Source organism: Fluviispira vulneris, from assembly GCF_014281055.1.
Taxonomy (GTDB): Bacteria; Bdellovibrionota_B; Oligoflexia; order Silvanigrellales; family Silvanigrellaceae; genus Silvanigrella; species Silvanigrella vulneris.
On sequence record NZ_JACRSE010000004.1, the window covers coordinates 61962 to 88666 of the forward strand.

Genomic DNA, 26705 nt, shown 5'->3' on the forward strand with positions numbered 1-26705 from the left:
TAATAACTTACCAATTTTTACAATTTTAAAAAATTATTGATTTTTTTCTATTAAATTAAAAACAAAAAAATGAACAAATTTTTACTTTTTGCTCAAAAAATGATCGGCTTATTTAAATTGATTCGAAAGTGGTAAATTTTATTTTCCAACTGATTTTCTGATCGGTTTTAATCAAATTAAATATATTTTATTCAAGAGGTTTTCATTGGCTAAAACATATTCATGCACTCTTGTAGGAGTTAAAGTCATTCAGGTTGAAATAGAAACCGTTGTCGGCAGCGGTTATTCAGGTCTTAATATTTTAGGGCTCAGCCCAGACATTACGAGAGATATGCGTGAGCGCATTCGCTCTGCATTAGAGTGCATTGGCATACCTATACCAGCACGTAGAGTTGTTGTGAATATTAGTCCAGCAAGTTCACTCAAATTAGCTCGCACACCAGCATCTCAGTTGGATTTCCCGGTCGCTGCCTCAATTATATATGCATTATTCCAAGACAATAAAAAAGGAGCAAAACTTTTACAACCAGAAAATGAATTTCTAGCTGGAGAAATTTCACTGTCTGGACATTTAAAAGCAATAGAAAATCCATTAGTCTATTTTGCAGCTCTGCATTCCATGAGCAAAGAACAAACAACTTTTTGTTTACCTTATACTAATAAGGAAAACCAATTATTAACTCCTACACAAAACTTAATTTTCTATAGATCCCTCAGTGAATGGATTGCAGCCCGGAAAACAAACAAATCTGAAAAAAGACACACGAATCATGCGCCTACAAATTTTCAGCATAAGGAAAATTCAAGTTTTTTATCCGTGAAAAAAGTATCAAATAATATAAATGTATTAGCAAAAAATCCCAAAATTTGTGTCGCCATTCTCATTGCAGCTTTAAGCCGATCCCATATTTTAATTGCAGGGGAGCCAGGGGTGGGTAAGAGTTTTTCACTTAATAAAATTATTAACTTTCTTTCCCCTCTGACTGAAAAAGAACAAATTGAAGTCAAACTTATCCATCCTTGCGATATTCAAAACGACAGACCCTTTCGTGCACCGCATCACTCTGCGAGTTCAGCAGCTCTCGTTGGTGGGCAAATGCTCAAACCAGGTGAAGCATCACTCGCCCATCATGGCATCTTGTTCCTAGATGAATTGGCTGAATTCTCTCGTACAAGCCTAGAATCTCTCAGAGAACCTCTCGACTCTGGACAAGTGAGTCTTGCGCGCTCTGGTGGACACATCACCTATCCCGCAAAATTTCAACTGTGTGCCACAACCAACCCCTGTGGGTGTGGTTATCTTTTCTCACGCAAGCGGCCTTGTCGTTGCAATCCAAGTGACAGCAAAAGGTATTTGCAAAAACTCAGTGGCCCATTGCTTGATCGCTTTTCTATTCAACTATGGGCTGAAAATCATATTGAAGAAAATAACTTAGATATTTTTTCTAAATATCTCATAAAAGTACTTAAAAAAGAAGGCACACATGCACTAAGCAAAAAATTTGTAGAATTACAGAGACAGGACTTAAGTGCAAAATTAAAGCAGGAAGTAAATCTTTGGCATGATCCAAATATTCAAGCGTATCCTGAATTTCAAAGCCTTTCGAATAGAGGGCAAATAAAAATCATAGAACTTATATTTTATTTCAACTTACTCTTTCCAGAATTGAAAGAATCAGAGCATTTTATCCATTCCGTTCTAAGTTATAGAGTTCTCAATAAAATGTTTACTGAAAATGTTTTTTAAATGTAGTTAATTTAAAACGTTTTTTTGGGTAATTAAATATATAAAAGACATCAAAAAAGCATGAAAAACTATTTACCCCAGTCATTGTAAAACATTAGATTAATAAAAATTAAACTTCTCAGACACAGAGTGCCATATTAAAAATAATTTTATGTCATATCATTTCATCAATAATAAATAGCATTTCATGCTGAACTCGATTATTAAAGCAATTCATAAAAATTGTCAAGAAAGACTTTAATTTAATAATTTTGTTTATAAATCGTCTTAACTCAAGTATAATTATTGTGCACTATCACAAGTTTATTGATAAACACAAAATGCTTTTAAAATAAACAAAATCAAGCTGAATTTATAAACTTAACTTGGTTTTTAAAAGAAAACAAAAAAAATTAATGTGATATTATTGATAACAGATAAACTACAAATCCAGATTTATCCTGGACTAAAAGTCTATTTGGCAAATTATTGCATATAAAAAGCGAAAAATTGTTATCTCCCAATATATAAACTTTTTTCAAACCATTTTCAGGAGTTAATAATTAGCTGTACACAATTCTGAAGATATCAATCATGCTATAACTGCTCATATCTTTAACTAAAAAACTCTAATAATATGGAGAATAAATTAGTCAAAAAAATTTTTAAATTAGAGTTATCTAGCAATATGAGACAGAAAATTAGCAAAAATATTTTGGATAATGTTTATTAAAATATTTAATCATACATAAAACGAAATTCTTAAAACAAAACTTAATTGAACTTATTTTATATGAAAGAAAAAACTAAGCTGCTTTTTTAGATCTATGATCTAATTTAGAAGATTTTCGGATTTTATAAAAATGAACAGCGATATTTAAAATTGTGAGTCCAATGACAAATGGATATAGCCAGGATAAAATTGGCGCCATGAGTGACATAATTCCTGTAAATCCAGTCATTGCTATTATAAATGTAACAATTAGACATAGAACAAGTGTTAGCTGACGCTTTTCTCGTAAAAAAGCAACTTTTTCACAAATAAAATCAACTGACACAGCAGTCAATGCCACAGCGGTCGTTAAACAAGATACGACTAAAGTGAATGAAATTAAATAATCAGATGTTTCGCCCAAAGCAATACTAGCAATTTCTGGCAGCATTTGTGTAGCGGGGAGATGAGATATTTGACTAGAGTATGCTGCACCTAAATAAACAAGTGCCATATAAACGACAAATAATAAAAACATTCCAATTGCCATTGCAATTAATGTCGGTTTAAATGGAATAATATCATTTTCTTTTGCTTTGAAATAATGAACGAGACTCACTCCAAAAAAGAGCGCAGCCATAAGATCCATAGTGTGATAACCTTCAAAAAAGCTTTCCTTAAATGAAGTTGCTGGTGAAACAGCTGCAGAACTGCTCACTATACCCTGTTGCGAGGTTATAGCGAAATAAAATGAACCACCGATCACGATTGCCAATGCACCCAATTTAAAAGGTGTAAAGTATTTTCCAACAACATCAACAAGTTTGCGATTACTAAAGGTTGCAAGCCATATAACAGCTACACACCCCAAGGCAAATAACCAAAGAGGAGTTTGTTCTGAAAAAGATTGCCATGCACCATAGCCCACTGCAATACAGCGGGGAATGACGCCAAATGGGCCTATAAGTAAAAGGATTAAGAAAGGAATAATCCATCCTGCTACTTTTCCAAGCCAACGGAAAAAAGCATCTTGTGAGCCTTTTAAACATGTCATTGCGACGAGACCTAAAAATGGGACCAAAACACCCGTAATTGCAAGTCCTAATGAGGAATAAAACCAATTAGTTGGACTCTTACTTCCTAAAAGGAGTGGAAACACGAGATTTCCAGAGCCAAAAAACATTGCAAATGCTGCAAAACCCGCTATAAATATTTTGATTTTTGCAACCGATCTAACTTGAGCAGACATGATAAAATCTCCAAAGAACTGGATGACTAGCCAAAACAAGTGGTCATAGAATCCTTTTATACACGTCTTGTCAACTTTTAAAATAGTGGAAAGTCTATGGCAGATGCTAACATCTCTTAAATATCATTGAGTTAAAGAGTGTTTTCCTGCGAAAAAAAATTAATAACGAGGTCGTTGAATTTTTTTGGATACTCGATCTGCGGTAAATGCCCGCAGTTTTCAAAAATAACAACTTGAGCATGCTTTATAAGCTCTTGTCCCGCATGGGCATGACTCACATAAATTATGGAGTCTTCTCTACCCCATATGATTAAAACGGGCATGTGTAATTTATGAATTTCTTTCTTAATGGTTTTTATTATTTTATTTTTAAAACCAAAAATATTTATAGCACTTCTATTTATCCATAATAAAGTTTTACCCATTTGCGGATGAAGTGACATATTATACAACAGATCAATTTTGTCTTTTTTTATAATATTTTTATCATATGTATTTTTACGTAATGCACTTGCTATGCCTCTTTTATTAGGTTTAACCAATATTTCACCCACAAAAGGTAGAGATAAAATTGAGAAATGTATAGGAATTTCTCTTTTGAATCCTGCACTTCCAACAAGAACTAAACTTTCAACCATTTCTGGATGCATTTGTGCAAGTTTAATTGAAATAAGTCCGCCCATAGAATGCCCAACGACTTTAACTTTTTTGATATGTAACTTTTGCAAAAAATCAAAAACAAATTGAGGGTGTTCATCTAATTGTGGTTTTGTCTTTGGTTTATCTGTTAAACCAAATCCAAGTAAATCAAGTGCAATAACTCTATGAGTCTTGGAAAATTCTAAGATATTTTCACTCCAAAATTCAACTGACAAAGCAAAACCGTGGAGTAATAAAATGACAGAAGATCCTTCACCTACCGACCAATAACGTGTTTTATATCCATTGACTTCGGTAAAACAATCTTGAAATAAATGCATGTTTTTTCTCCAAATAAATATTTGGTACATTATTTTATAATTAAAAAAAATAGAAGAAGCAAATATTTAAAAATTAAAAAACAAAAATTTAAGATTTATTTATATCCATAGGTATTAAAAGCCTCGTTCTTCAGGGCAAGCTAGAGAACCCACAGGAGCAAACGGTGAATGGTTGAATTGAAAACCTGTCGTGTTGGCGTAAAATACTAATTTAAATAAAATCTAAGTTAATCATACTCAGTAATAAAATTAATGAAAATTAATTTAATTTTTGCTTATATAAGAAATAATGTCCATATATGCAAGAGAGACTTAAAGTAAAATATTCAAAATTGAATACCCATACCGTGCTGAAATGCAGGAATAAAAACAGGAGATGAATCAAAGCCCACTGCAAATGCTCGATCTGCAACGGACAAATCAAGATAAGGCACCCAAACAACAGGTGAGTTTTTTGTAGTTAATCCATATCGCAATGGGAAAAGTGCAGTCGGATGCAAATGTGGTCTTGAAGGAGGTCTCTGCAAACGAATACCAAGTTCTTCAATTGTTTTTGCACCTTTTTTCATATTACATGTCTTGCAAGCAGTTACGATATTCTCCCAAGTCGTTTTTCCACCCTTTGCCGATGGAATAAGATGATCGAGAGTTAAATTTGAGCATGGTCCGCTCCAATTGCAATATTGACAACGAAATCCATCTCGTAAATAAATATTTTGTCTTGAAAAACGAGGACCATTTAATCTTTTTGTACGAGGTCGGCATCCCTCAAGACGCACAATCCAAGGAACTTTCCATGTCCGAGAAACACCGTGAAGAACCCGATCGGATTCTAGAATGACTGACACTCTGCCCGCATACAAAAGAACAAATCCAGCTTCCATTGTGACGACTTTCACGGGTTCATAACGCGCATCAAGAACAAGCACTTTTCTTTCAAAACTGCCCATAAACCATCCTGATTATATTGAAAAAAACAATCAGACTCGCCACTTTCTGATCATTTTAATGATATATAAAATGATGAAAACATATATTTTTATATGACTCTAAACTTACAATAATCTTATCGGTAGAGAATTAATAAATCAATAGTGTATGAGGTCAAAATTACGAACCGCTCAGAGGTGCATGTGTCGACAAAACAATATAAAGTCCAATAAATACTAATAAAAGAACGATAAAAAGAACGATAGATATAAATATTGCAGATCCAATTTTTTTCTTGTTTAACTGCTTTTGATATTGGTTCCATAAATTTATTGCATCGTCTTGATGGATATTTTTGCCGACTATTTCATGCTTATTAAGTTTATTTGTATCTTTATTACTTATCTCGTTCATTATTTTTTGCTCCGGAGTAGATCCAATCAAACTGTTCTTTGTATTCAAGAGGCAAAAGGATATTATTATTCCCACACAAACCCATAAAAATACAAGAGAAATCAGAAAAACACGACGTTCTGAGCAATGTGGGTTCCATAAACTTTTCTGGTAAAGAGCTTCTTAGAGAATTCCAAATCATTTTCACTCTCGCAAAACTTGCTCTTTCAACATGAAGTTTTTCTATTGAAATATAATCATCAAAGTTAGCTTGCGATAATTTGCGATACAAATTTTCCCAATGCTCTTCATTTGTACCACATGTTGATATAAAATCACCTCGTTCAATTAAATTTATCAATTTATGACTGTTACAAGCTAACATTTCTTGCAAAAGAGCAAAACAAGCCAGTGATTTTAAAAGAGCATGACTTGAAATTGAAATCGCACATCCTTCACGTAACTCCATAAATATCCACGGGTTACGCAAAGCTCCCCGGCCAACAATAAACTTTTTTACCAGAGGTGCTTGAGCTCGTAGCTGATTAAAACTTGCAAAATCAGTGATATCCCCAGAACCTACCACGGGAAAATCTGAATTTTTTGCAGCATAATCAATTAAGCTCCAACGAGCCTTCCCTGTGTAACGATCTTTTCGAGTCCGTGCATGTAAAGTCAATTGAGCTAATTTTGCCTCAGCTACTATTCTTAGCAATTCTGGAAATTCATCATCTGAAGTAAAGCCTGATCTCATTTTTATACTGAATTTTTGAACGCCAAACTTATTTTCTAACCCATGAATAAAATTATAAAAAACTTCAGTCTTTTCCAATAATCCACTTCCAGCATGGCTGCCAACAACTTTTGGTGAAGGACATCCACAATTGATATCAACAAAAGAAGTAGCGCTTAGCAGAGGGGCTGCAATTCGCTCTAAATCTTCTGGAGCAGTGCCCATCAGCTGAGGAATGAGCGAATAGTTGAAACATTTTTTTAGGTCAAAAATTTCTGCTGCATACGTTGAAGCGACTCGTTTCCAAGGGTAGTCTCGAGTGACACGTAAAAAAGGTGTCATGGCAAAATCCGGGTGAGATGTTTGTGAAAACCAAAGACGAGTGGCTAGGCAGGTCACACCTTCCATTGGTGCCAAACCTATGGAATTGTTGTTTATAATATTTTTATTTGGTGTCGATGGCACAGCATTCCTCTTTGAGATCTCTTTTACAAACAAAGCGTGGTATAGGTGAAAAAACTCTAAGCTTCAACAAGAAAGAGAAATAGGCTGACAAGGTATGGAAAATATACAAATACACGAGCGGATCGGCTTAACAGGTGCATCGAGTTTTTTAACAACTCTGGTTCTAAAACGTCTAGCAGAACTTTCAACAGTTAAAGAAGTTCATATTTTTGATATCCATTCCCCTTCAATTGCATCGAGTAAATTCATTTTTCATCGTGTGGATCTCACAAAAGACGAAGCAAGCGCAGAAATTGCCTCTACGTTATTACAGAATAATGTAACAGCTTTTATTCATGGTGCGCTCTTCTCTGGTCCTACACGAAAAAAAAGTTATCATCACGAAGTAGAATCCATTGGAACCTTTCATATATTAAATGCGGTTGCTGAAGCACAAATTCAGAAACTCGTTGTCCACAGTGCTACGTTTGTTTATGGCGCTCATCCTAAAAATCCAAATTTTATTCATGAAAATTATGAATTAAAAATGCAGGGGCCTTCCTTTGTAAAAACCCGCGTTGATGTTGAAAAACAGTTGGAAGATTTTACCATTAACTATCCAAACTGTGCAGTTTCTATTTTACGTTTTGCTCCAATATTGGGACCAAATTCGACAAATATACGTGCGCGTTATTTTATGACTGGAATTGTTCCAAAAGTGCTTGGTTATGATCCTCTTGTCCAATTTATCCATGAAGATGATGCCGTGCGGGCGCAAATTTTAGCCTTAACGAATAACATAAGAGGTGTGTTCAATATTGTAGGAAGAGGAGTTCTCCCTCTTAGTACAGGTATACATATGTCCGGCAAAATTCCAGTGCCTTTTTTTTCAGCAGTTTGTAAAACATTCTTTTCCGCTGGTTATTCTTCGAGAATTTGGGAATTACCGTCTGAAATCGTGCCTTTTTTTCAATTTTTGTGTGTTGCTGATAGTAAGAAAGCAGAAAAAGAATTGGGCTTTGTAGCTAAATATTCGAGTCGACAGGCATTAAAGTCCATGATTGAAGCAAACCGTTTGAGACAAATAGGTTTTTCTGTTCCTTCTTCTACTTTGGGAGAAGATGAAGAATATGCAACATCACAGGGTTTTCAAAGAATTTACTAAAAAGGTAACAAGCATATGAATACCAATGCAGTTCGAAAAGAAAAAAATAATTTAAATAATGACACGTTAACTCATTTTTCGAATCAAGTTTTTAATATTAGAAGAATGCTTATAGAGCAATTTAATAGAATCGAAAAGGATTTGCAAAATAAATTTTCTGACAACCAAGAAAAATTTGCTACAAAAGAAGAGCTGCAAAGTGTTATTGGTAAAATGCAGGAATTCCGTCAAGAAATCGAAAAAACATTCACTACAAATGAAAGCAATCCACTAGAACCTGCTGCTGATGAATTTTTTACAGGTTTAAATCCATTTAATTTACGCAGAAAATACCATGATTTTTCCTTAAGATTGCGCAGTGAAGAAGTTGATCCCTTTGGTTATGATCCTATTTTCGACAAATTTGTAAGTCCTTTACTGAATTTCTTTTACATTAAATACTGGCGTGTGGAAACCTATGGAATTTCAAATATTCCTTCCGATGGACCAGCTCTCCTCGTAGGAAACCACTCGGGTGGCCTTCCTTACGATGCCACAATGCTTAAAATTGCTATACAACGCGAACATCATATGCATAGAGATCTTCGCTTCATGGTTGAAGATTTCTTATTTCATTTTCCATTTTTAGGCTCACTTATGAATCGCTTTGGCGGAGTGAGAGCCAGCCAAGAAAATGCTCAACAACTGCTTGAAAACAATCACCCTGTGGTTGTTTTCCCTGAAGGGGTAAAAGGGCTTGGGAAATTATATCGCGATAAATATCATTTAGCACGCTTTGGTAGAGGTGGTTTCATCCGCCTATGTTTGCGCACACGATCTCCCCTTATACCAATTGCATTTATTGGGCCAGAAGAAATTCATCCAATGATTGCTAAAGAAACAGCTATATCTAAAATGCTTGGTCTTCCTTACACACCTATCACTTGGACTTTTCCTTGGCTTGGCCCTTTAGGAGCCATTCCGCTCCCCAGCAAATGGAGCATACATATTCTTCCCGCAATCGATTTTACGAATTTCGGACCTGGAGCCGAAAAAGATCGTGTTTTAGTTTATAAAATGAGTAGAATGGTAAAAGAACAAATACAAGACACCATTGTCGATAAATTAAAAAATAGACGGAGCATTTGGTTTGATTAAGGGGATAAAATGACACAGATTATAAGGGTGATTTACAATCAAAAAGGTGGAGTTGGTAAAACAACACTTGCTGTTAACTTAGCAGCGTGTGCTGCAAAATCTGGCAAAAGAACACTCTTAATCGATTCCGATCCACAAGGAAATGCAAGTTCCTATATTTTAGGTAACGAAAAATATCCAGATAATACATTGGCAGATTATTATGAAAGTTGTTTACATTTAAATATATTTAGACAATCTATATTTGAGTATATTACGTTGAATACAAAAATACCAAATTTGCATCTTGTTGCATGCAATCGTGAACTGGAAGATTTAAGAACTAAACTGGAAAATAAACATAAAATAATGAAATTACGTGAAGGCCTCAAAAATAACACCTATGAACAGGTTTATCTTGATCCCCCTCCTGCAAACGATTTTTTTAGTCTTGCTTGTTTAATTGCTGCTACTGAAATAATTATTCCAATAGATTGTGATGCCTTTAGCATTCGTGCAGCAACAGAAATAAAAAATACCATTGAAGAAGTCAGACAAGATCACAATCCTAACCTGAGAGTTTTAGGCATTGTAGTCAATCAATTTCAAAAAGGTACTAAACATTCATTAGGTATTATTCAAGATCTACAAAAAATAGGATTCCAAATATTGGAACCCTATATCCCATCAAGTGTAAAAATAAGAGAGTCGCATTCTGAAATAAAACCGATTGTAATTGGCCATCCTGAGCATGCAGTGAGTCAAGCAATTCAATCTCTGTTTTTTTCGATAGAAAATATCTCACAAATGAAAAATATCAGAAATGATACAAATGAAAAATCTACTTCTAAAGATAATAATTCATCAATGAGATTAGATTGATTTTTATTTTTTAGTTAAATAGCAGAGAACTTCATAATTGTTAGTACCAGGAGCTGTATCAAATGGTTCAAAAATTGTGGGTTCATAACCTGCTTTTTTAAAGGATTTTAAATCTCTAAAAAGAATATCAAAAAATGTAGATAAATAAACAACAGTTTTAGGTTCCAGTGCAACAATTTGCTCAATTGTTTTTCCTTCACAGCCTGAACGGGCTGGGTTTAAAATAACTGCTTCTGCTTTTTGCAATCGTTTTTCGGAATTTAACTTCTGCAAAACTTCATCGACTTTACCTTCATAAAAATCAACATTTTTAACTTCATTAATTTTTGCATTTCTCAAAGCATCTTTTATAGAAGATGCGGAATGATCAATTCCTATAACTTCCCGAGCGGATTGAGCGAGTGTCAATGAAATTCCACCAGCACCGGAATAGAGATCGACGACTGTTTCTTTACCTGTTAACTCAAGTAATTCTTCAATACGTGAATAAATCCTATTAGTAATCATAGGATTTATGGACATATAACTCGCAGCAGAAAACTTAAATACAAAATTACCGAATTTTTCTTCAAGTAAATCTTGTCCTACGATAAGTGTTAAATTATCATTTTGTTTTTCATCTTCATTTTGTGCACTTCGGCCAGGTGCGACCACTTGCATATATATGCCTTGAACATTCATATATTTTTCTGCAATATCTCTTGCTAATGGACGCAAAGTAGCTAAATCTGCTTTTGTTACGATAAATATTAAAATGGCTTGGCGTGTGTGTCTTGATGTTCTGATAACAACATTTTGTAAAAGCCCCGTCTTATTCTTAAGTGTATATACACTTACATTGTGGAGGCGAATCCCTGTGCGCAACCAACCCATGATGTCATTCATTGTGTTTGATTGAATAGGGCAACGACCAATATCAACCACTTCATTTAGAGATTGCCTATAAAAACCGAGGTCTATCCATCGCTTATTCCCTTCTTTTTGCGAAGAGCGACCACCAAAACTCATTCTTTCGGAAACCACGAGTTTTACATTGTGTCTATAACCAAGGCGATCTTCTGATTCTACACAATCTTTGATAACGATGTTGGAAAAATCAGTGCCTGCTTTTTGAACTCGAGACTTAAGATCTGCTGTTTTTTGCATCAATTGGCTTTTATATGAAATATCAAGAGAGGGACATGAGCCGCACTTTTCAAGCACCCGACACTGTTCTTCGTGCATAACTCTCTCAGAGACACCTGATTTTGTTGTAATAAGTCGAACAGGTTGAATATCAGAGTTGCGATCACTTCCTCGATCAGAGCGATTGTCTCGCGCGGATCTTGGCTCTCTCTCACGTCTATAGGTTTTATCGGAAAAGCCGCCACGCTTGTCAGGTCTGGTTGAAGAGGAACGACTGCTAAAACCTATTTTACTTAAGTCTTTCATAAAGAAAATATCACCAATATTAAAGTTTTCAAAAAACACACACCAAAAAACGAAAATTTATAATCAAAATACTTATATTAAACAACAAAAATAAGAAGATATGTGAGCTAATTTTTATACATTTCAAGAAATCAATTCATAGCTGAGCTGTTTGCGCCCGAAGAGCTATTTGCCTTTGGCTCAGTGTTTAAAATTGCATTCCAAGCCTCTGCTAAAAATCTATCCGCTTGTATTTCATTTTCAGAAAGAGCGGGAGGGGTCAAGTTCTTTTGCGCCAAAATCCATTTTGACAAAACAACAACGCCTTCTTGATATGTGGAGACTTTCGTATCGGAAAGCTCACGCATTTGCCGCATAAGACGATACATCTTTCTCCCTGTGACAGCCCGATCGTGCCATCTTAAAAAAGATGCGGGATCGAGTGCTTTTCCATCAGAAGTCGTTGCTGCTTCCTGCCACTTTTGCAGTTCGATTTCAATATTTTTCAATTTTTCAACTAGAGTGGAGAGTTTATGAGTGCTGTGTTTTAGGCTCTTTTCAAGTTCTATATTTTTTTGTTTCAGCTTAGAATTTTCATCTTTTAATCCATTTATTTCAGCTATTTTATTTTCATACTCTTGCAGGGACACTTTATTTTTATTTAAATCAAGCGCTGATTTAAGTTGTTGATCTAAAAAACGCATTTGTTCAATAAGTTTTGCATTTTCTTCAGTTAAACTGTAAAGTTTATTAACTGTTGACTCTGCCTGTCCTCTTAATTCCTTTTCTTTATTCCGTAACTCTTCTTTTGCCTTTTTGTTTTCATCTTTTAATTTTGAAACTTCTTTACGTAAATCAAGCAATTCAGAAGTATGATTTGAAGTGTGTTCATTCACTTGAACTTTAGGGGGTGTTATTTTCTTCTCTACATTTGCTATAACTTTAGGTATAACATGCGTAAGATCACGCGCTTCCAATGCCACTAGCTTATTATTTAGTTCAATAACTTTAAGTGAGACTTTTTGTTTTGATAAAACAAGCCAAGCGCATAATAAAAGAACAACGCCAGAAAATACAAGTGAGACAATTGCAAATATATCCATATCTGTTTCCAAGAGTTGAGTAGAAACACAGCTCTGAAAACCAATCAAAGAGCCGTTAGTTTCTGTATATCAGAAAATCTTTAAGCCGAATGTTCACAAGTGTGCGGCTCATCCAAAAAAGATCCATTAGCTGCTCAATCGTGTCACGAGCAGGATCACATTGACTACAAGCAATTTGTAACAAATGCGACGGCATAAGCAAGAAAAGAGAAAGAGCGTTTGCAAAAATTGGATTTTTATCTTGCGGAAGTTTCGATTTTAATGTTTCAGAGTTGAGCATGACCAAAGCAAACTCACGCATTAATAGAAAACGCAAGGCAGTACCAAATCGATCCCCTTTTTGCCATGTTATATAACACTTTCCATTTTCGTAACGAGAAAGTACGACTTCTTTTTGCCCTTCTTGTGCTTTTAATTCTACATCAGGTAAAATTTGAGACAACTCCGGTAAGAGTACAGGAACTGATTTAATATTTGCAAGTTCAATAATTCGATTTGCTTCTTGCATAAGTATGTTTCGCTCTACATCTGTGCATATAAATTCACCATATCCCTGATATTCGATAAGAGCGTCGTATAAAACGTTTTTTCCGAGAGAAATATCGATCAAATTTCGTGGATCAACTTCGAGCGCATGAGCCAATTGATTGATATTTTGAATGGATTTTATATTCTTACGCCCATATTTCCAGTGTGTACAATCTGCAGGATCAAAGCCAAGCAATGCACCTACATCTTGATCAGTTACTTTTTCAGGCGAACTTTTCCGTATTGTAAGAACTTCTTTGCAAAACCTAAATAACTCTGCACTATGCGGAAAACGATTATTTTCGACATTGATCATTACACGTGTCCTTTTTGAAAAAAACAAAATTTAAGAGTTGAATGAAGAAACCTTCATGAATTATAGCACGAAAATAGGACTTTCCTAATAAATCATAGAATTTGTATGGAGTTATATACCTACCACAGAATTGACACCAAACGCTTACAAATTAAGCATTTTTTGATAGCGTAAAAAAAGAGAACCTATTCCTATTGCATATATAAGAAGTGGAGAAGGCTATGGGCTATCGGATAATGACCAACGTCACCTCAATTACGAACCAGAGACATATGCGCAACACGCGTAAAATGCTGGATCAGAGTCTGGAAAGATTAGCCTCGGGCTTTAGAATTAACAAAGCCGCCGATGATGCCGCTGGCCTTGCAATCAGTGAAAAATTACGCTCAAAAATTAGAGGACTCCAACAAGCTCAACGAAATGCAAATGACGGTATCAGCCTTATTCAAACCGCAGAAGGCGGTATGAATGAAGTTCAAAATATGCTCATTCGTATGCGTGAGCTCGGAGTGCAAGCCGCATCTGATACAATTGGTCCTAAAGAACGCGTCTATCTTGATATCGAATATCAAGCACTCAAGGATGAAATTGATAGAATTGCATATGCGACTGAATTTAATGGAACTCAGTTACTCGATGGTACGGGTGGTATCCTTGAAATTCAAATCAACACAGGGGGCGACAACATTTTAGGCGTCGACCGCCTTGAATACAATTCATTTAAGGCTGATGTTAAAACAAATAGACTCGGTGTTTCAGAGTTGGCACTCGACACAAAACAAGGTGCTCAACATTCTCTTACTGCGATCGAATCAGCTATTGATTACGTAAGTGCTATCCGAGCCGATTTGGGAGCACTCCAAAACAGACTCGGTTCTACAATTAACAATATTGCAACAACAGTAGAAAATATAAGCGCTGCCAACAGCCGCATTAAAGATGTCGATATAGCAGAAGAAAGCTCTGAATTAACGCGAAACTCAATCTTACTTCAATCCGGTACCAGTGTCCTTCAACAAGCAAACCAAACAAGCCGCATGGCTCTCACACTCCTTGAAGGAAGATAAGGTAACATATGACAAATAAACTTCAACTGTCTCATGAAAATTTTGTATCGATCGCAAAGGACCTAATAAAAATAACGGACACGATTTTAAAAAACGTGGTTGTCAAAACAGAAAAAGCAGCTCTCGAAATAGGTAATAAAATGGAACATGTTTCCAGTCTTTCTTCAGATCAAGCGCAAACCGTAAAAGGTTTGATCACAAGCATGTATCAAGAAGGCACTCAAGAACATGAAGAAGTTGAAAAAATGGCAGCAGAAGCCAATTCAATTGCAGATAAAATATTTGAAAGTGCTTCAGCCGGTGATTTAGATGCAGCAAAAAAACTAGGAGAGAGTGACCGTTACAAAGAGATTGGGGCAAAAACGAGTGGTTTGTCAAAGCAACTTGAAAAACTCTCGGAGTCGGACAAAGAGCTCGCAAATATGATAGCACCTGTTATAATGGCGCTTCAATTTCAAGACAGCGTCAGGCAAAGTTTAGAAAATATAATAAAGTGTTTTGAAGAATTTACCAATTGTTCTGACTCAATTACACAACAAAAGCTTTCTGATGATTTGGCTAATAAATTTTGGTCTGTGCTCGAAAATAAATTCACTACGACAGATGAAAGAAATATTGTCCGCAAAACTGTCTATGGCGAAAATGCAAAACTCATAGAAGACAGTGGTAAAGATGACCCCTTCATGTTTTAAGTTTTTATAATACCTAAATTGATTAATTTATAAAATCAGGTAAAATAGTATTCAATTTTACTGATTTTTCGTTTTCAATTATCAAGGTAACAAATAATTATGCGCAAAAAATACATTAAAAAAACAGCAAATACGTCCCTTGTTCTGATCTTTTCTCTTTTATCTTTTCAAAATAAAAGTATTGCAAATAATTTTCCAATAGAAGAATCCTATCAAATATTCCAACCAGAATATTCTGAAAAAGGGATGGTTGCCTCACAAGAGAAAATTGCATCTGAAATAGGCGCACAAATATTAAAGCAAGGAGGAAACGCAGTCGATGCCGCCGTTGCGGTTGGCTATGCCCTCGCGGTCACTTTACCAAAAGCAGGAAATATTGGTGGTGGCGGATTCATGCTTATTTGGCTTAATAAAGAAAAGAAAGCAATTGTAATAAACTATAGAGAAAAAGCTCCTCTCGCAGCTCACAAAAACATGTTCCTAGATAAAGATGGTAAAGTAGATGAAGAAGAAATAACAGCTAGTTATAATGGCGCTGGTGTCCCTGGAACAGTTTATGGACTCAATTCAGCCTTACAAAAATACGGTACAATGCCCTTAAAAAAAGTTATGGCTCCCGCTATACAATTAGCACGTAATGGAATTTTGGTCACTCACGCTCTTTCTAAATCTCTTGCTGAAAATAAAAAACATTTACAAAAAAGTGAAGAGTCAACTAAAATATTTTTTAATAAAGACAAAGAACCATATAAACCGGGGGACATTTTATATCAAAAGGATTTAGCAAATACTCTTGAAGAAATAGCCTTGTTTGGAACAGATGCTTTTTATAAGGGTAAAATAGCGAAGAAAATAATTGATGATATTCAAGCTCATAAAGGAATAATGACCTTAAAAGACCTTGAGCAATACAAAGCTATAGAAACGTCACCGATTGAAGGTACATACAACGGATTTAAAGTTTTATCAGTTCCTCCACCCAGTTCAGGTGGTGTTACCTTAATCGAGATTTTAAATATTTTAGAAAATGTTGATTTTAAAAAAATTCCATTTCGCAGTGCAGAATACTTTCATATTATAAGTGAAGCTATGAATTATGCTTATTATGATCGAAACAATTCTTTAGGCGATCCAGATTTTGTTAAAAATCCAATTGAACATCTCACTTCAAAAAAATATGCGAAACAAATATTTCAGAGCATGAATTTAAAAAAACACACCCCTTCTGAAACTGTCCAAAAAGAAGGGATCCGTCGTGAAAGCAATCAGGAGGGAAACACTACCCATTATTCAATTGTAGATAAATTTGGAAATATGGTATCGAACACATATACGTTAAATCTATATTATGGAAATGGTAAAACTGTGAAAGGAACTGGTATTCTATTAAATAATGAAATGGATGACTTTACTGCAAAAGTAGGGGCAGCAAATTCTTTTGGTTTGGTTCAAGGTCCAAAAAATTCTATTGAACCGCAAAAAAGACCCTTAAGCTCTATGACTCCAACAATTTTATTAAATGATAAAAAAGAAGCTGTTCTTGCGACGGGAGCACCTGGAGGAAGCCGTATTATCACCCAAACTTTACTTATGATTACTGGATTTATCGATTATAATAAAAATATATCAACTCTTGCCGCTTACCCACGCTTTCACAGACAACTTTGGCCAGATAAGTTCTTTTATGAAGACGGTATCGCTTTTGAAACAATCGAGTCATTAAAAAAGATGGGGCATGAAGTTGAGAAAATCAGACCCTATGGTTCCTTACAAACTGTACAGAGAGATTCTGAGAATCACTTTTTAGGTAGCAGTGACCCACGTTCTGAAGGTGATGCAGCTGTGGGTGTATGGTGATTTATTTAGACTAAACTTACTTATAAATATACTCATGCTTCCTTTAAATCAATACTTTTGATTTTAATTTAAAAATCGATTATGCTCAGCAAAATTTATTTTTTTACTCAAATGTTTGAATAAAGGAAGGACAAAATGGATAATTTAAAAATTTCCCATGATATTCCTCTTATAAATAAGATATCTCTTGCATTACTCATTTTAAATGACAATGAGTTTAATGGTTTTATACCAATCAAATGGCAAATAGCTAAAGATTTTATAAAAGAAACCCATTTCTTTGCAACAAGCAAAGAAGATGAAGAATATTTACAAATTTTTAAAACAAAACTGGATGCTTTGGAGTGTGAGTTTAATCAAATTCTTTTGATATTCACGCAAAATAATAATTTTAATAAACAAAATGAGATAAACGTACTTCTTGATAAAATCAGCAATAAGCTCGATGATATTAAAGAACCACTTTTCGATTCCATCTTAGATGATAATAAAATTGATTTTAATATTTTCTTAAGATCAATTATGCTGATTTTAGGAACAATAGCCTTATTAGAACACAATAATAAAGAAAGCTTGGAGCGAAATTACTTCCAAGATCATTTAGCAATTCAAAATATTTGGCTAAAATCTTATCAATATATATGTAATTGTATAGAGTTCCTCTTTAATGAAAGAAGTAAAAATATAAACTTAAAGACAAGTTTACAAGATAAATACACATATATCTTGGAAGACAAATTTAATTTCTCTGAATTATTACAATTTAAAATGGAAGAGAACCTAAACATAACAGATAGAGTTGCTGCCTTTTGTAATTATTTAAAGCAAAGCCTAACCATAGAATATATTGAAACATCTGAGTTTATAAAGCTAATTCATATTTTAGATATTTTACGGCCAAGTTATTTTTATGATGAAGACAAAATTTTAAGTAAAAATAATTTAAGCACGATGAATTGGTGGAACGATTTTAAAGCGAATAAATTGAGCAAAAATTTATTTATTGAAAATCTAAATATTATCAATGAACAAAAAACCAATGATAATTATTTGGAAAAATATAAAGAGAGCAACCAAGAAAATGATGAAGATTCTATAACCGTAAATAGTTTAGCAGACTATTTTGAAAAGCTTGCAAATTTGAGCCAAATTTTCCCTATCCCCGATCACACTCAAATTGATAATAATTCTCACTTATTCAATAAATGGTATCAAGATGAATTTGCTCTTAAACATTGGATTAAAACAACAGACTTATTTAAAAACAAGATTAAAGCAAACCTTTCCGTCAATCTAGAAATTAAAATTAACTCTTACCTCTTTGAAGCAGAGGAAAAATTTGATTCATTATTAATAAATTTTAATCACACAAATGAATCAAACAAAAAAGATCAAGAGAAAATCATAAACGATATACTAACTTTATTAAACACTATTCAAGAACTTATTTATTGCAATCCAAAAAATCCACTCGCAACTCTGCCGTTTTTTGAAAGATATTTTATTTTACATCTTTCTATATTAGCGACTTCATTCACTATATTCGATAACTCTCATATTCAGCACAATCTCAAAGATCTTGTAAAAAATACAAATTTATATATTACTCTCTTACGGATTGGCTGTTATGAAAGAAGTCAAATGCTTTTAAAAGTACTTTCAAATAAAAGTTGGAATGAGAAGTTTTTTGTCGTGAATAAACAAAATGAACATGATTTAAATTCATATGAAATAGTTACTAAAAAAACAAAAAACTTTTCACATGCATTGAAACAAAAAAATTATCTTGAATACAAACGTTGCTATATAGATTTTTCCATGCTTGTATTTAATAAAGTAGCAAGATTACAATCTCTTTTGAAAGTATTCCCCGTCTTTTCAAATGAAAATATAATTAATACTTACAAACGCAGCGAAAAAATTGTACGCATGCAACTCGAAGCAGCCTTTATAAATTTACAAAATCAATTGAGCACTGAAGTATTGAACGATGTAAATTTAAAGAAAATTGATCTTGCTTTTACAGATTTACCTTTTGAAAGTTCTCCAAAAAGTGACTACTTTAAAACATATTTATCAGACGATATGGATATTAATTTATATTGAAATTAAGAGAGAGATACTTGCTCTTCGGTAAATTTACTTTGCCCCATATTTTTGACTTCCAAAGAATAACCATGGATCATCATATTCAACTGATTTACATAGTTTTGCAAAGAAAGTGATTGTTGTGTAAGATCCGAAGCAATTGAAGCCACTTTTTCTGAACCTGAAGCATTTTGCTGTGTGGATGTATCAATTTCGTTCATAGCTTTGCTAATCTGGACAATACCATTTGCTTGTTCATGTGAGGCCGAAGATATTTGTGTGTTGAGATCTGAGACCTTTTTAATCGATACTAAAATGCTATTTAAAACTTCAGCAGTTGAAGAAGCAATTTCCTCACCCTTTTTTATTTTGTCTACGCTGTCTTTGATTAAATTAGAAATATCTTTTGCTGCAGAAGCACTTTTTTGTGCTAAATTCCGAACAGCTTCTGCCACGACGGCAAATCCTCGTCCTTGTTCACCAGCTCTGGCGGCTTCAACGGCTGCATTTAATGCAAGTAAATTCGTCTGGAAAGCGATACTATCAATTACAGTTGTGATCTCTTCTATTTTCTTAGAGCTTTCGGAAATATCTGCCATCGATCGAGCCAATTTTTGCGTTTCAGTCTCACCCATTTCTGCTGTTTTATAACTTGTTTGCGATAGTTTTGCAGCCTGCTGAGCATTTTCTGCATTTAACTTTACCATGCTGGAAAGTTCTTCAACCGACGCTACGGTCTGTTCGAGTGCTGCCGCTGCTTCGGTGGTACCAGCAGAAACCTGTAAACTAACCGAAGACAAATATGTACTTGCTTGCGAAACATCCTTACCGGATTGAGCAATTTGATCGGAAAGAACGACTAAAGTTCGCAACAGTTTTTTTGAGACAGCAAAGCTAAAAACTATGGTAAATATTGTTCCGAAAATTCCTGCAAAAAGAGAAAACCACTTCGTTTTTTCTGCATCACTTAAAGATTTAGAAACAAATTCAGTATTTAAACTAACTGCCCTATTCTCCAATTCATCCAGATTTGCAATCACTGGTGTCACTTTCGCGTGAAATTCTCCTAACATTACTTTGCGCACTTCATCAAATTTTTCTAGCTGCAAGAGACTTGAAACACTTTTAAAAGTAACAGCTTCTATTTCTTTCCAAGAATCTTTTATTTTTCTCATTTTTTCTTTGCTTGTTTCTCTAGAACTAAATAAAATATAATCATCGCTTAGCTTATAAAGTTTATTTATCTGTTGCTGTGCTTCCTCAATCTTTTTATCCCTTGACTCTTTATTTTCTTGATTGGCATTAGCTAGCCATATTAAGCGCGCTGTATTGGCCACACCATAACGCATATCATTAATTATATTTAAGATTTGCATCCTCTGGCTGGCTATATAATTTAAATCATCATTTTGAGACTTTATTCCATGCCAACCCAAAAAACTAATCAAAACAATTAAGGTAATCGGAATTATTGTTAATATCAGCAATTGTCCACTGAGACCTTTGAACTTAAAATGAGATTTTTCCATTTTAATATCCTTTTGCAATTCTTTTGATATTCAGTTTAATAGTATTTTATTTATTATTATTTTAAAAAGATTTTTCGTCAAATTTTTTATCGATAATGCTTAAATAGTTTTCTATTTTTTTACATACATTTTCGGGCGCTAATCCAAAGCGAAGGTAAGGATTTTTATCTTTAATTAAAAACTTTGGCCGCACATAAGATTGACTTTCAGCCGATGAAAGAACTTGCTCTAAATCTGATATTTGTGGGAGCTTTACTAAGAAAAAAGAAGCTGAGGTTTTAAAGATTGAAATATTTTTAAACTTTAAGAGTTCTAAAGATTTTGCAAAAGTGAGCATTTCATTGCGATTGCTTTGATACCAGTCGATGTGCTGTAATGCTGTCCGACAGATTTGAATGGCTTGGGGCTGCAAACCCAAATTTAATTGAAATGCTTTAGGTAAATAGCCAATGGCAAAGCCAACTCTTAATCCCGGCAAACCAAAAAATTTTGAAAAGCTTCCTACAAACAATGAATTTTCAGAACAAAACAAAGGAGCAAATTCATGTTTAACAAAAGGTGCATAAACCATATCGAGTATAAAAAAATGCCTTGGGTAACGTTTAATCAATGAATAGAGTTCTTTTTCTTCAATTTCATGCCCCGTGGGATTGTTGGGAGACGTCAATAACACCACTGAAGGTTCTGAGGAGTCTAAATAATTTCTCAATTCATTAGAATTTAAACAAAAGGATTTTTCTTTTAACTGAGTTCGAATTTTCTTGAGTTGAAAGCCTAAACCTTCCGCTATGTGATTGTAATTTGCCCATGAGAAATCTTCTAAAACCACTGTTTTATATTTTAATTTCAACCATGCCAATGACTTTATAAGTGCATCTTCAGCGCCATGGGTTAAAGTTATTTTTTGCAAATCAACTTTAAATAAAGAGGCGAGTGCTTTTTGCAATTGCCCATGATCGGCACTCGCAGCATAACGTGAGTGTCCCTGTTGATTATAAAATTGAAACAAATTCAGGACTTCTGCATGATGGTCAAAATAATATTCATTCCGATCGAGAGCAATAATTGCTTGAGACAAATTCAAATTCCTCAGACATAAAATAAAAGACTTTTCCTAGCCAAAGCCCAAAGCTTGCGCTAAATTACTAACATAACTTTTACATGCTCACAAAGGACTAAACCTTTTTTTTTGCATCTATTTCTGAGGGATATCGTATGCTTAAATTACAAGAAAAAATAATTAATAAATTAATCAAACAACTCTGGCTCAATTATAAATCTAAGGTTCAACAGGTTAAAAAGATTGAAAATGCTGTTCGCTCTGAAGGTGATCACTGGAGCGAAGACCATATGGCCTTTCGCACTCTTCCTGGACCGTACTGTGGATTGGAAACTCTAAGACAGGTCTTTGAAATTCTTGGCTACAAACAAGCAGATGAATACCATTTTAAAGATAAAAAATTAATGGCAATTTCGATGAACCCTCCAAATAATAAAGAAGAGCACAGTGCGAAAATTCCGCCCAAAGTATTTTTGAGTGTTCTCGAACCAGAAAGTTTTTCACAGGAATTTCAAAAATGCATTTTAAAATATACTAACGATTTAAGTGAATCACCCATTCTTAAATTAAGAAATGAATTTAATTCATTAAAAACAAGACCAGAGAATATTGATCAATTTGTACAAGCATTAACACTTTATTTAAGCAATGGTCCACTTTGGCGCATACCAAGTTATAAAGATTACGAACTGCTTAGAAAAGAAAGCGAATATGCGGCGTGGACATTGGTCTATGGCAACACACCAAATCATTTTACCTTAAGTATACACTTGATGAAAAAATTTAAGTCACTCAAAAACTTTAACCAATTTATTCAAAAGGAACTCGGAATTGCTATGAACACCTCTGGCGGAGGCCTTATAAAAGGATCAGCCGAAGTGCAATTAGAGCAAAGCGCAACTCTAGCCGAAGAATTACTTGTTCCTTTTCAAGATGGATTTCACAAAATTCCATATGCATTTGTAGAGTTTGCCTATCGTCATCCACTCAGTGGTAAGAAAAAAGATGGTATTTGGAGCAGTTATTACCAAGGTTTTGTAACTGACAACGCAGATAAAATTTTTGAATCAACCAATTTAAGGAAACAGGCTTAACTTTGGATTTCTGCTACTTCAACTTTAGGTAAGGCAATTGTTGTAAAAAACCGAGCAATATTTTCAAAATGGGACGGAGCATCCGTACAAAAAACATGTTTAATCCCCTGACTGTATATTCCAGATGAGTTATTTTTATGTAAAAATTGTGAAACATAATTAACAATAGGCAAAGAGGATTCAACTAAATAAATAGGATCCTCTAAATTATTTTTACCTAATATTAAGACCCAATCCCCATCGATCGTTTTATATATGATTGTTTTACCTAGTCGACGCTCAATAGATGCTGCTATAGCATGGACAAGGCGTGGATAATGTGTACAAGCCAACATAACAATTTTTGTATCATCGGGGATATCCCATAAATACATATCTGCTGCTGCATCAGCCATAGGTCCTGATGAAATTCCTTCTTCAACTAACGGAACAAATAATGGACAAGCTCTTTCCCAGACATTATTTATATTATATAAAGAAAGCTCTTCTTTAAAACGGCCACTTTTAATCGTAAAGCGCGTACCTAGTACAGCAACACTCCGGGATTTATTTTCTAAAATAGATCCCACAAATCGACAAAAGCCTTCGACAATACCAACAATTGGTATATTAAATATTTTTTGAATTTCTTTCGCTGCAACACTCGAAGCAGTTCCGCAAGCAACAATTAATAAATTGGCATTGCGATTTAATAGAAATAAAGCTGCTTCTGAAGAATATTTTATAATAGTTTCTGCACTTTTATTTCCATAAGGACAGCGCGCATTATCACCTAAATACTGAGTATTTAAATTTGGAAATCTTTTTAAAACGTTTTCCCAAACTGTCAAACCACCTTGACTCGAATCAAAAAAAGCAATATTTGGTCTGTGATTATTTTTCATAAAGAAACAATACTTTTAAATAAATTTTCAACTCTCACTGCTGCGTTTTGCCCAAACAATAAATTTTCTCTTTTATGTGAAGCATCTTTAAGCTCTTTTTCAGTTATCTTTTTTTGAGAAATTTTTTCTAAGATCGAGTTATTAAATAAGTTAACTAAACTTGCTTGCCAATTCATCTCACGCGCCGCCCTAACATTTGCAGGAGTGTCATCAATAAAGTAAATATCATTTGGATCGAGTGTAGCATTAAATTTTTTTTGCACAAAACGATTTGCTTCATATTGTGCGATTTCATAAATTTTTTTCTGAGGTTTTTCACAACCTAAATCTTGACTAAAAATACACACATCAAAAAAATCACGAACAGGTAGTCTTTTTTCAATCATGACTTCGTGCCAAGTCGTGGCATTACTCAAGACACCGATAGCAAAATTCATATCGCGTAATTTCTTAGCAAGTTCATACACCTTAGAACGCAAAGCACCCACAACCAAACTGTCAGCATGTTTCAAATCGAGAATGGATAGAGGAGATTTTTCTATAGAAATATTAGCATCTTGTCTATAGGCATTCATAAGAGCTTGAGCGTAAGAAAAAGCACCCATCTGCCCTGTGCACCAATCACTCAGCACATGATTTGCACGCAATATATCTAATACGTTATAATGATTGATTTTTGAACCAACTGGAAAGATTTTTTCGCAGGCTTTAAAGGAAATATCCCAGTCTAAATCAAGCAGTACGCTCCCAATATCAAAAAAAACAAATCCTGCATATCCTTTGTTATTTAAACAAATTTTATACTTTTTATCATTAAATTCAGTAACTAATTCAATAAGATCAGCTTCTGTTACGGCAGGCCACAACATGATTCCTCCTCAAGAGCACACAAAATTACCCCGATAAATCTATACGAAAGTAATCTAACTTTAACAAAGAGAACATTATGTCCATTGCAAAAAAACTTCAAAAAAAAACTCCTAAGCCTCTATCACAAAAAATAAAATTATTACTCACTGATGAAAGTCCAATAACGGGACGGATAGAAAAATCTTCCCTCAATCAAGCTGGTATACATGTAGAACTGACAAACAATTTAAATAGTATGCTTGAAATCTTATCAAAAGAAGATTTTGATATCGCAATGCTTGATTATCACTCATACAATTGTCATGGTATCTATGAAATAGAAAAAGCTAAAAAAATAAGCCGCAACCAAAAAATAAAGTTTATTGTTACGAGTGTTGAGAATTTTGAAGAGATAAAAGACAAAGCATATACTCTCAACACCGATCTTTTTTTGCCAAAACCTCTTCCGCGTGAAAAAGTAATCGAAGAAATAAAAAAGATAGCACAAGTGAATTACCGACGTTCTGAAAGAATTAAATATAAATTAAAAGCAATTGTGCGCTTTAAAAATAAAGAGTTTGAAACTTATTCCATTGACCTTTCTGCAGATGGTATCCATCTCTCGGATATGGATAAAAAAATTCTACCGAACGTTGGTTTTGACTTAGAAATTGAATTCACACTGCCAAATCTTGATAAAAAAATATTGGTTAAAGGAACAGTGGTCAGAATCACCGAGGAAGGATTTGGGGTAAAATTCCAAATTATGAGCTTAAATGACAAAAAGCTAATCAATAGATTTGTCTTAGAAAATAGTTTAGAATTTCGTTCAAGTCATTATTATTTATAATTTAAAAATATGCACATACCTGTCCTAAAAGTTTTGAAAATGTGCTCTTATTCTTCTCAATAATGAATGATTTCAAACAGCATATTTATCATAAGTTTTAAACGATTTCGATATAAAAAATAAGCCAAAAACCCCAATGCTTGCGAAAATAAAGAAGGGAATAAATCCACCAAAGACAAAGAGTAGCCCACCAAGAGCAGCCGATATTGCCTCCGACACAACTTGCAGATTTTCGTTTCATATATAAAATTATTTTTCTTAAATTTCAGATAAATTCAAGAAACTTTTTATTTATAAAATGATATATAAATTCATTAAGTATATAATAAAAAATAAATAATTTATATTTCATATTTTGTCAAATTACTTTCAATAATTTTTTTTTATAAGATTTAATTTTTATTTTTTGCTATATTTTTTTAAAATTATAAAATTGTTAAATAATATTATTTTTTACTTACAACATTCCCACCCAAAACTGGCTGTTTCACCTCAGCAGACAAATTAACCGCAGCAGCCCCATTGGCCTTCAGGGGTTGTGTATTTTTTGTGACATCCATTTTTGTCGATTGTGAATTGGAAGATAAATACATTGCGTAAAGCTCTGGCTGTAACTTTGGACTCGGCACCCCATCAGGTCGTGGATTATTGACAACATCCGTCCATGCTTCGAATAATGTCATAAGAAGTTTTTCTACCACTTCAAGATCTTCGACTTTATTATACATATTTGCTTCAATTAATTTATCCATCATAAAGATATATAGACTTTCAAGGTCTGCAGAGAGTTGACCGCCGACTTCATGGTCAAGGGTGTTGATCAATTCAGAAATAATCGCCAGCGCTTTGCTTATATTTTTTCCTTTTTCAGCAATTTTTTTCTCAACCATCTTTGTCTTAGCAAGTCTGACAAATTTAATACAACCTTCATAAAGCATAAGTAATACTTTTTCTGGTTTTGCTGTTGTTACGTTAGTCGCTTGATAAGCTTTAAATGCTTTCGAATTCATGCAATCCCATCCTTGAAAATAAGAACAAGGATTATGAT

23 protein-coding genes are annotated in these 26705 nt (G+C 33.9%); 10 read left to right on the top strand and 13 right to left on the bottom strand.

The window, feature by feature from the left end; translation table 11 throughout:
- The first annotated feature begins 205 nt into the window (after positions 1-205).
- Positions 206-1747: an ATP-binding protein gene (locus H7355_RS09585; protein WP_186646902.1), complete on the top strand. Its 1542-nt coding sequence runs from the start codon at positions 206-208 to the stop codon at positions 1745-1747.
- A 785-nt stretch (positions 1748-2532) separates the two neighbouring features.
- On the opposite strand, the gene H7355_RS09590 is transcribed toward H7355_RS09585, so the two are convergent.
- From H7355_RS09590 to H7355_RS09610, 5 genes are all read right to left on the bottom strand, one after another.
- Entirely contained in the window at positions 2533-3687 is a 1155-nt protein-coding gene (locus H7355_RS09590) for a branched-chain amino acid transport system II carrier protein (RefSeq protein WP_186646904.1), read from the bottom strand.
- 131 nt (positions 3688-3818) lie between these two features.
- Positions 3819-4667 (bottom strand): alpha/beta fold hydrolase, encoded by an 849-nt coding sequence (locus tag H7355_RS09595; RefSeq protein ID WP_186646906.1) that lies wholly within the window; start codon positions 4665-4667, stop codon positions 3819-3821.
- Positions 4668-4993: 326 nt separating this feature from the next.
- Entirely contained in the window at positions 4994-5617 is a 624-nt protein-coding gene (locus tag H7355_RS09600) for an HNH endonuclease (protein ID WP_186646908.1), read from the bottom strand.
- Positions 5618-5777: 160 nt separating this feature from the next.
- Positions 5778-6011: a hypothetical protein gene (locus H7355_RS09605; protein ID WP_186646910.1), complete on the bottom strand. Its 234-nt coding sequence runs from the start codon at positions 6009-6011 to the stop codon at positions 5778-5780.
- Positions 5995-7188, bottom strand: a complete 1194-nt coding sequence (locus H7355_RS09610; protein WP_186646912.1) for a tRNA-dihydrouridine synthase family protein — start codon at positions 7186-7188, stop codon at positions 5995-5997. Before H7355_RS09610 ends, H7355_RS09605 begins: the two co-directional genes overlap by 17 nt.
- Positions 7189-7282: 94 nt before the next feature.
- On the opposite strand from H7355_RS09610, the gene H7355_RS09615 reads away from it, so the two are divergent.
- The 3 genes from H7355_RS09615 to H7355_RS09625 are packed head-to-tail and all read left to right on the top strand — an operon-like array spanning position 7283 to position 10330.
- Positions 7283-8332, top strand: a complete 1050-nt coding sequence (locus tag H7355_RS09615) for an NAD-dependent epimerase/dehydratase family protein (RefSeq protein WP_186646914.1) — start codon at positions 7283-7285, stop codon at positions 8330-8332.
- Positions 8333-8347: 15 nt separating this feature from the next.
- Entirely contained in the window at positions 8348-9469 is a 1122-nt protein-coding gene (locus H7355_RS09620) for a lysophospholipid acyltransferase family protein (RefSeq protein WP_186646916.1), read from the top strand.
- A gap of 9 nt (positions 9470-9478) precedes the next feature.
- Entirely contained in the window at positions 9479-10330 is an 852-nt protein-coding gene (locus H7355_RS09625) for a ParA family protein (RefSeq protein WP_186646918.1), read from the top strand.
- Positions 10331-10333: 3 nt separating this feature from the next.
- On the opposite strand, the gene rlmD is transcribed toward H7355_RS09625, so the two are convergent.
- The 3 genes from rlmD to H7355_RS09640 all read right to left on the bottom strand — a co-directional run bounded on the left by rlmD (position 10334) and on the right by H7355_RS09640 (position 13687).
- On the bottom strand, positions 10334-11761 hold the full coding sequence (gene rlmD / locus H7355_RS09630) for a 23S rRNA (uracil(1939)-C(5))-methyltransferase RlmD (protein ID WP_186646920.1): 1428 nt from the start codon (positions 11759-11761) through the stop codon (positions 10334-10336).
- Between the two features lie 131 nt (positions 11762-11892).
- Complete coding sequence (locus tag H7355_RS09635; protein WP_186646922.1) at positions 11893-12843, bottom strand: hypothetical protein; 951 nt, start codon at positions 12841-12843, stop codon at positions 11893-11895.
- A gap of 55 nt (positions 12844-12898) precedes the next feature.
- Complete coding sequence (locus H7355_RS09640) at positions 12899-13687, bottom strand: ImmA/IrrE family metallo-endopeptidase (protein ID WP_186646924.1); 789 nt, start codon at positions 13685-13687, stop codon at positions 12899-12901.
- Between the two features lie 221 nt (positions 13688-13908).
- On the opposite strand from H7355_RS09640, the gene H7355_RS09645 reads away from it, so the two are divergent.
- The 4 genes from H7355_RS09645 to H7355_RS09660 all read left to right on the top strand — a co-directional run bounded on the left by H7355_RS09645 (position 13909) and on the right by H7355_RS09660 (position 19409).
- Complete coding sequence (locus H7355_RS09645) at positions 13909-14754, top strand: flagellin N-terminal helical domain-containing protein (RefSeq protein ID WP_130609970.1); 846 nt, start codon at positions 13909-13911, stop codon at positions 14752-14754.
- 8 nt (positions 14755-14762) lie between these two features.
- A complete protein-coding gene (locus H7355_RS09650; RefSeq protein WP_186646926.1) occupies positions 14763-15446 on the top strand; it encodes a hypothetical protein in 684 nt (227 codons plus the stop codon).
- Positions 15447-15545: 99 nt separating this feature from the next.
- Complete coding sequence (gene ggt / locus H7355_RS09655) at positions 15546-17303, top strand: gamma-glutamyltransferase (RefSeq protein ID WP_186646928.1); 1758 nt, start codon at positions 15546-15548, stop codon at positions 17301-17303.
- 135 nt (positions 17304-17438) lie between these two features.
- The gene (locus H7355_RS09660) at positions 17439-19409 is read left to right on the top strand and encodes a hypothetical protein (RefSeq protein ID WP_186646930.1); all 1971 of its coding nucleotides are present in this window, start codon (positions 17439-17441) and stop codon (positions 19407-19409) included.
- A gap of 2 nt (positions 19410-19411) precedes the next feature.
- Here H7355_RS09660 and H7355_RS09665 read toward each other — a convergent pair whose 3' ends face one another.
- The gene (locus H7355_RS09665; RefSeq protein WP_186646932.1) at positions 19412-20920 is read right to left on the bottom strand and encodes a methyl-accepting chemotaxis protein; all 1509 of its coding nucleotides are present in this window, start codon (positions 20918-20920) and stop codon (positions 19412-19414) included.
- A gap of 61 nt (positions 20921-20981) precedes the next feature.
- A complete protein-coding gene (locus H7355_RS09670) occupies positions 20982-21998 on the bottom strand; it encodes a pyridoxal phosphate-dependent aminotransferase (RefSeq protein ID WP_186646935.1) in 1017 nt (338 codons plus the stop codon).
- Between the two features lie 137 nt (positions 21999-22135).
- Between H7355_RS09670 and H7355_RS09675 the strand changes: the two genes are divergently transcribed.
- The gene (locus H7355_RS09675; RefSeq protein WP_186646937.1) at positions 22136-23074 is read left to right on the top strand and encodes a DUF1338 domain-containing protein; all 939 of its coding nucleotides are present in this window, start codon (positions 22136-22138) and stop codon (positions 23072-23074) included.
- Here H7355_RS09675 and murI read toward each other — a convergent pair.
- Both murI and H7355_RS09685 read right to left on the bottom strand, forming a co-directional pair.
- Positions 23071-23958 carry a glutamate racemase gene (gene murI / locus H7355_RS09680; protein WP_186646940.1) on the bottom strand — a complete coding sequence of 296 codons (888 nt, stop codon included), beginning with the start codon at positions 23956-23958 and terminating at the stop codon, positions 23071-23073. The two genes, H7355_RS09675 and murI, sit on opposite strands and share 4 nt — an antisense overlap.
- The gene (locus tag H7355_RS09685) at positions 23955-24827 is read right to left on the bottom strand and encodes an HAD family hydrolase (protein ID WP_186646942.1); all 873 of its coding nucleotides are present in this window, start codon (positions 24825-24827) and stop codon (positions 23955-23957) included. The genes murI and H7355_RS09685 overlap by 4 nt, the downstream gene beginning before the upstream one ends.
- 77 nt (positions 24828-24904) lie before the next feature.
- Between H7355_RS09685 and H7355_RS09690 the strand changes: the two genes are divergently transcribed.
- Positions 24905-25657, top strand: a complete 753-nt coding sequence (locus H7355_RS09690) for a PilZ domain-containing protein (RefSeq protein ID WP_186646951.1) — start codon at positions 24905-24907, stop codon at positions 25655-25657.
- A 446-nt stretch (positions 25658-26103) separates the two neighbouring features.
- Here the strand turns inward: H7355_RS09690 and fliS are convergent, their stop codons facing one another.
- Entirely contained in the window at positions 26104-26667 is a 564-nt protein-coding gene (gene fliS, locus H7355_RS09695; RefSeq protein ID WP_186646953.1) for a flagellar export chaperone FliS, read from the bottom strand.
- Positions 26668-26705: the final 38 nt, after the last annotated feature.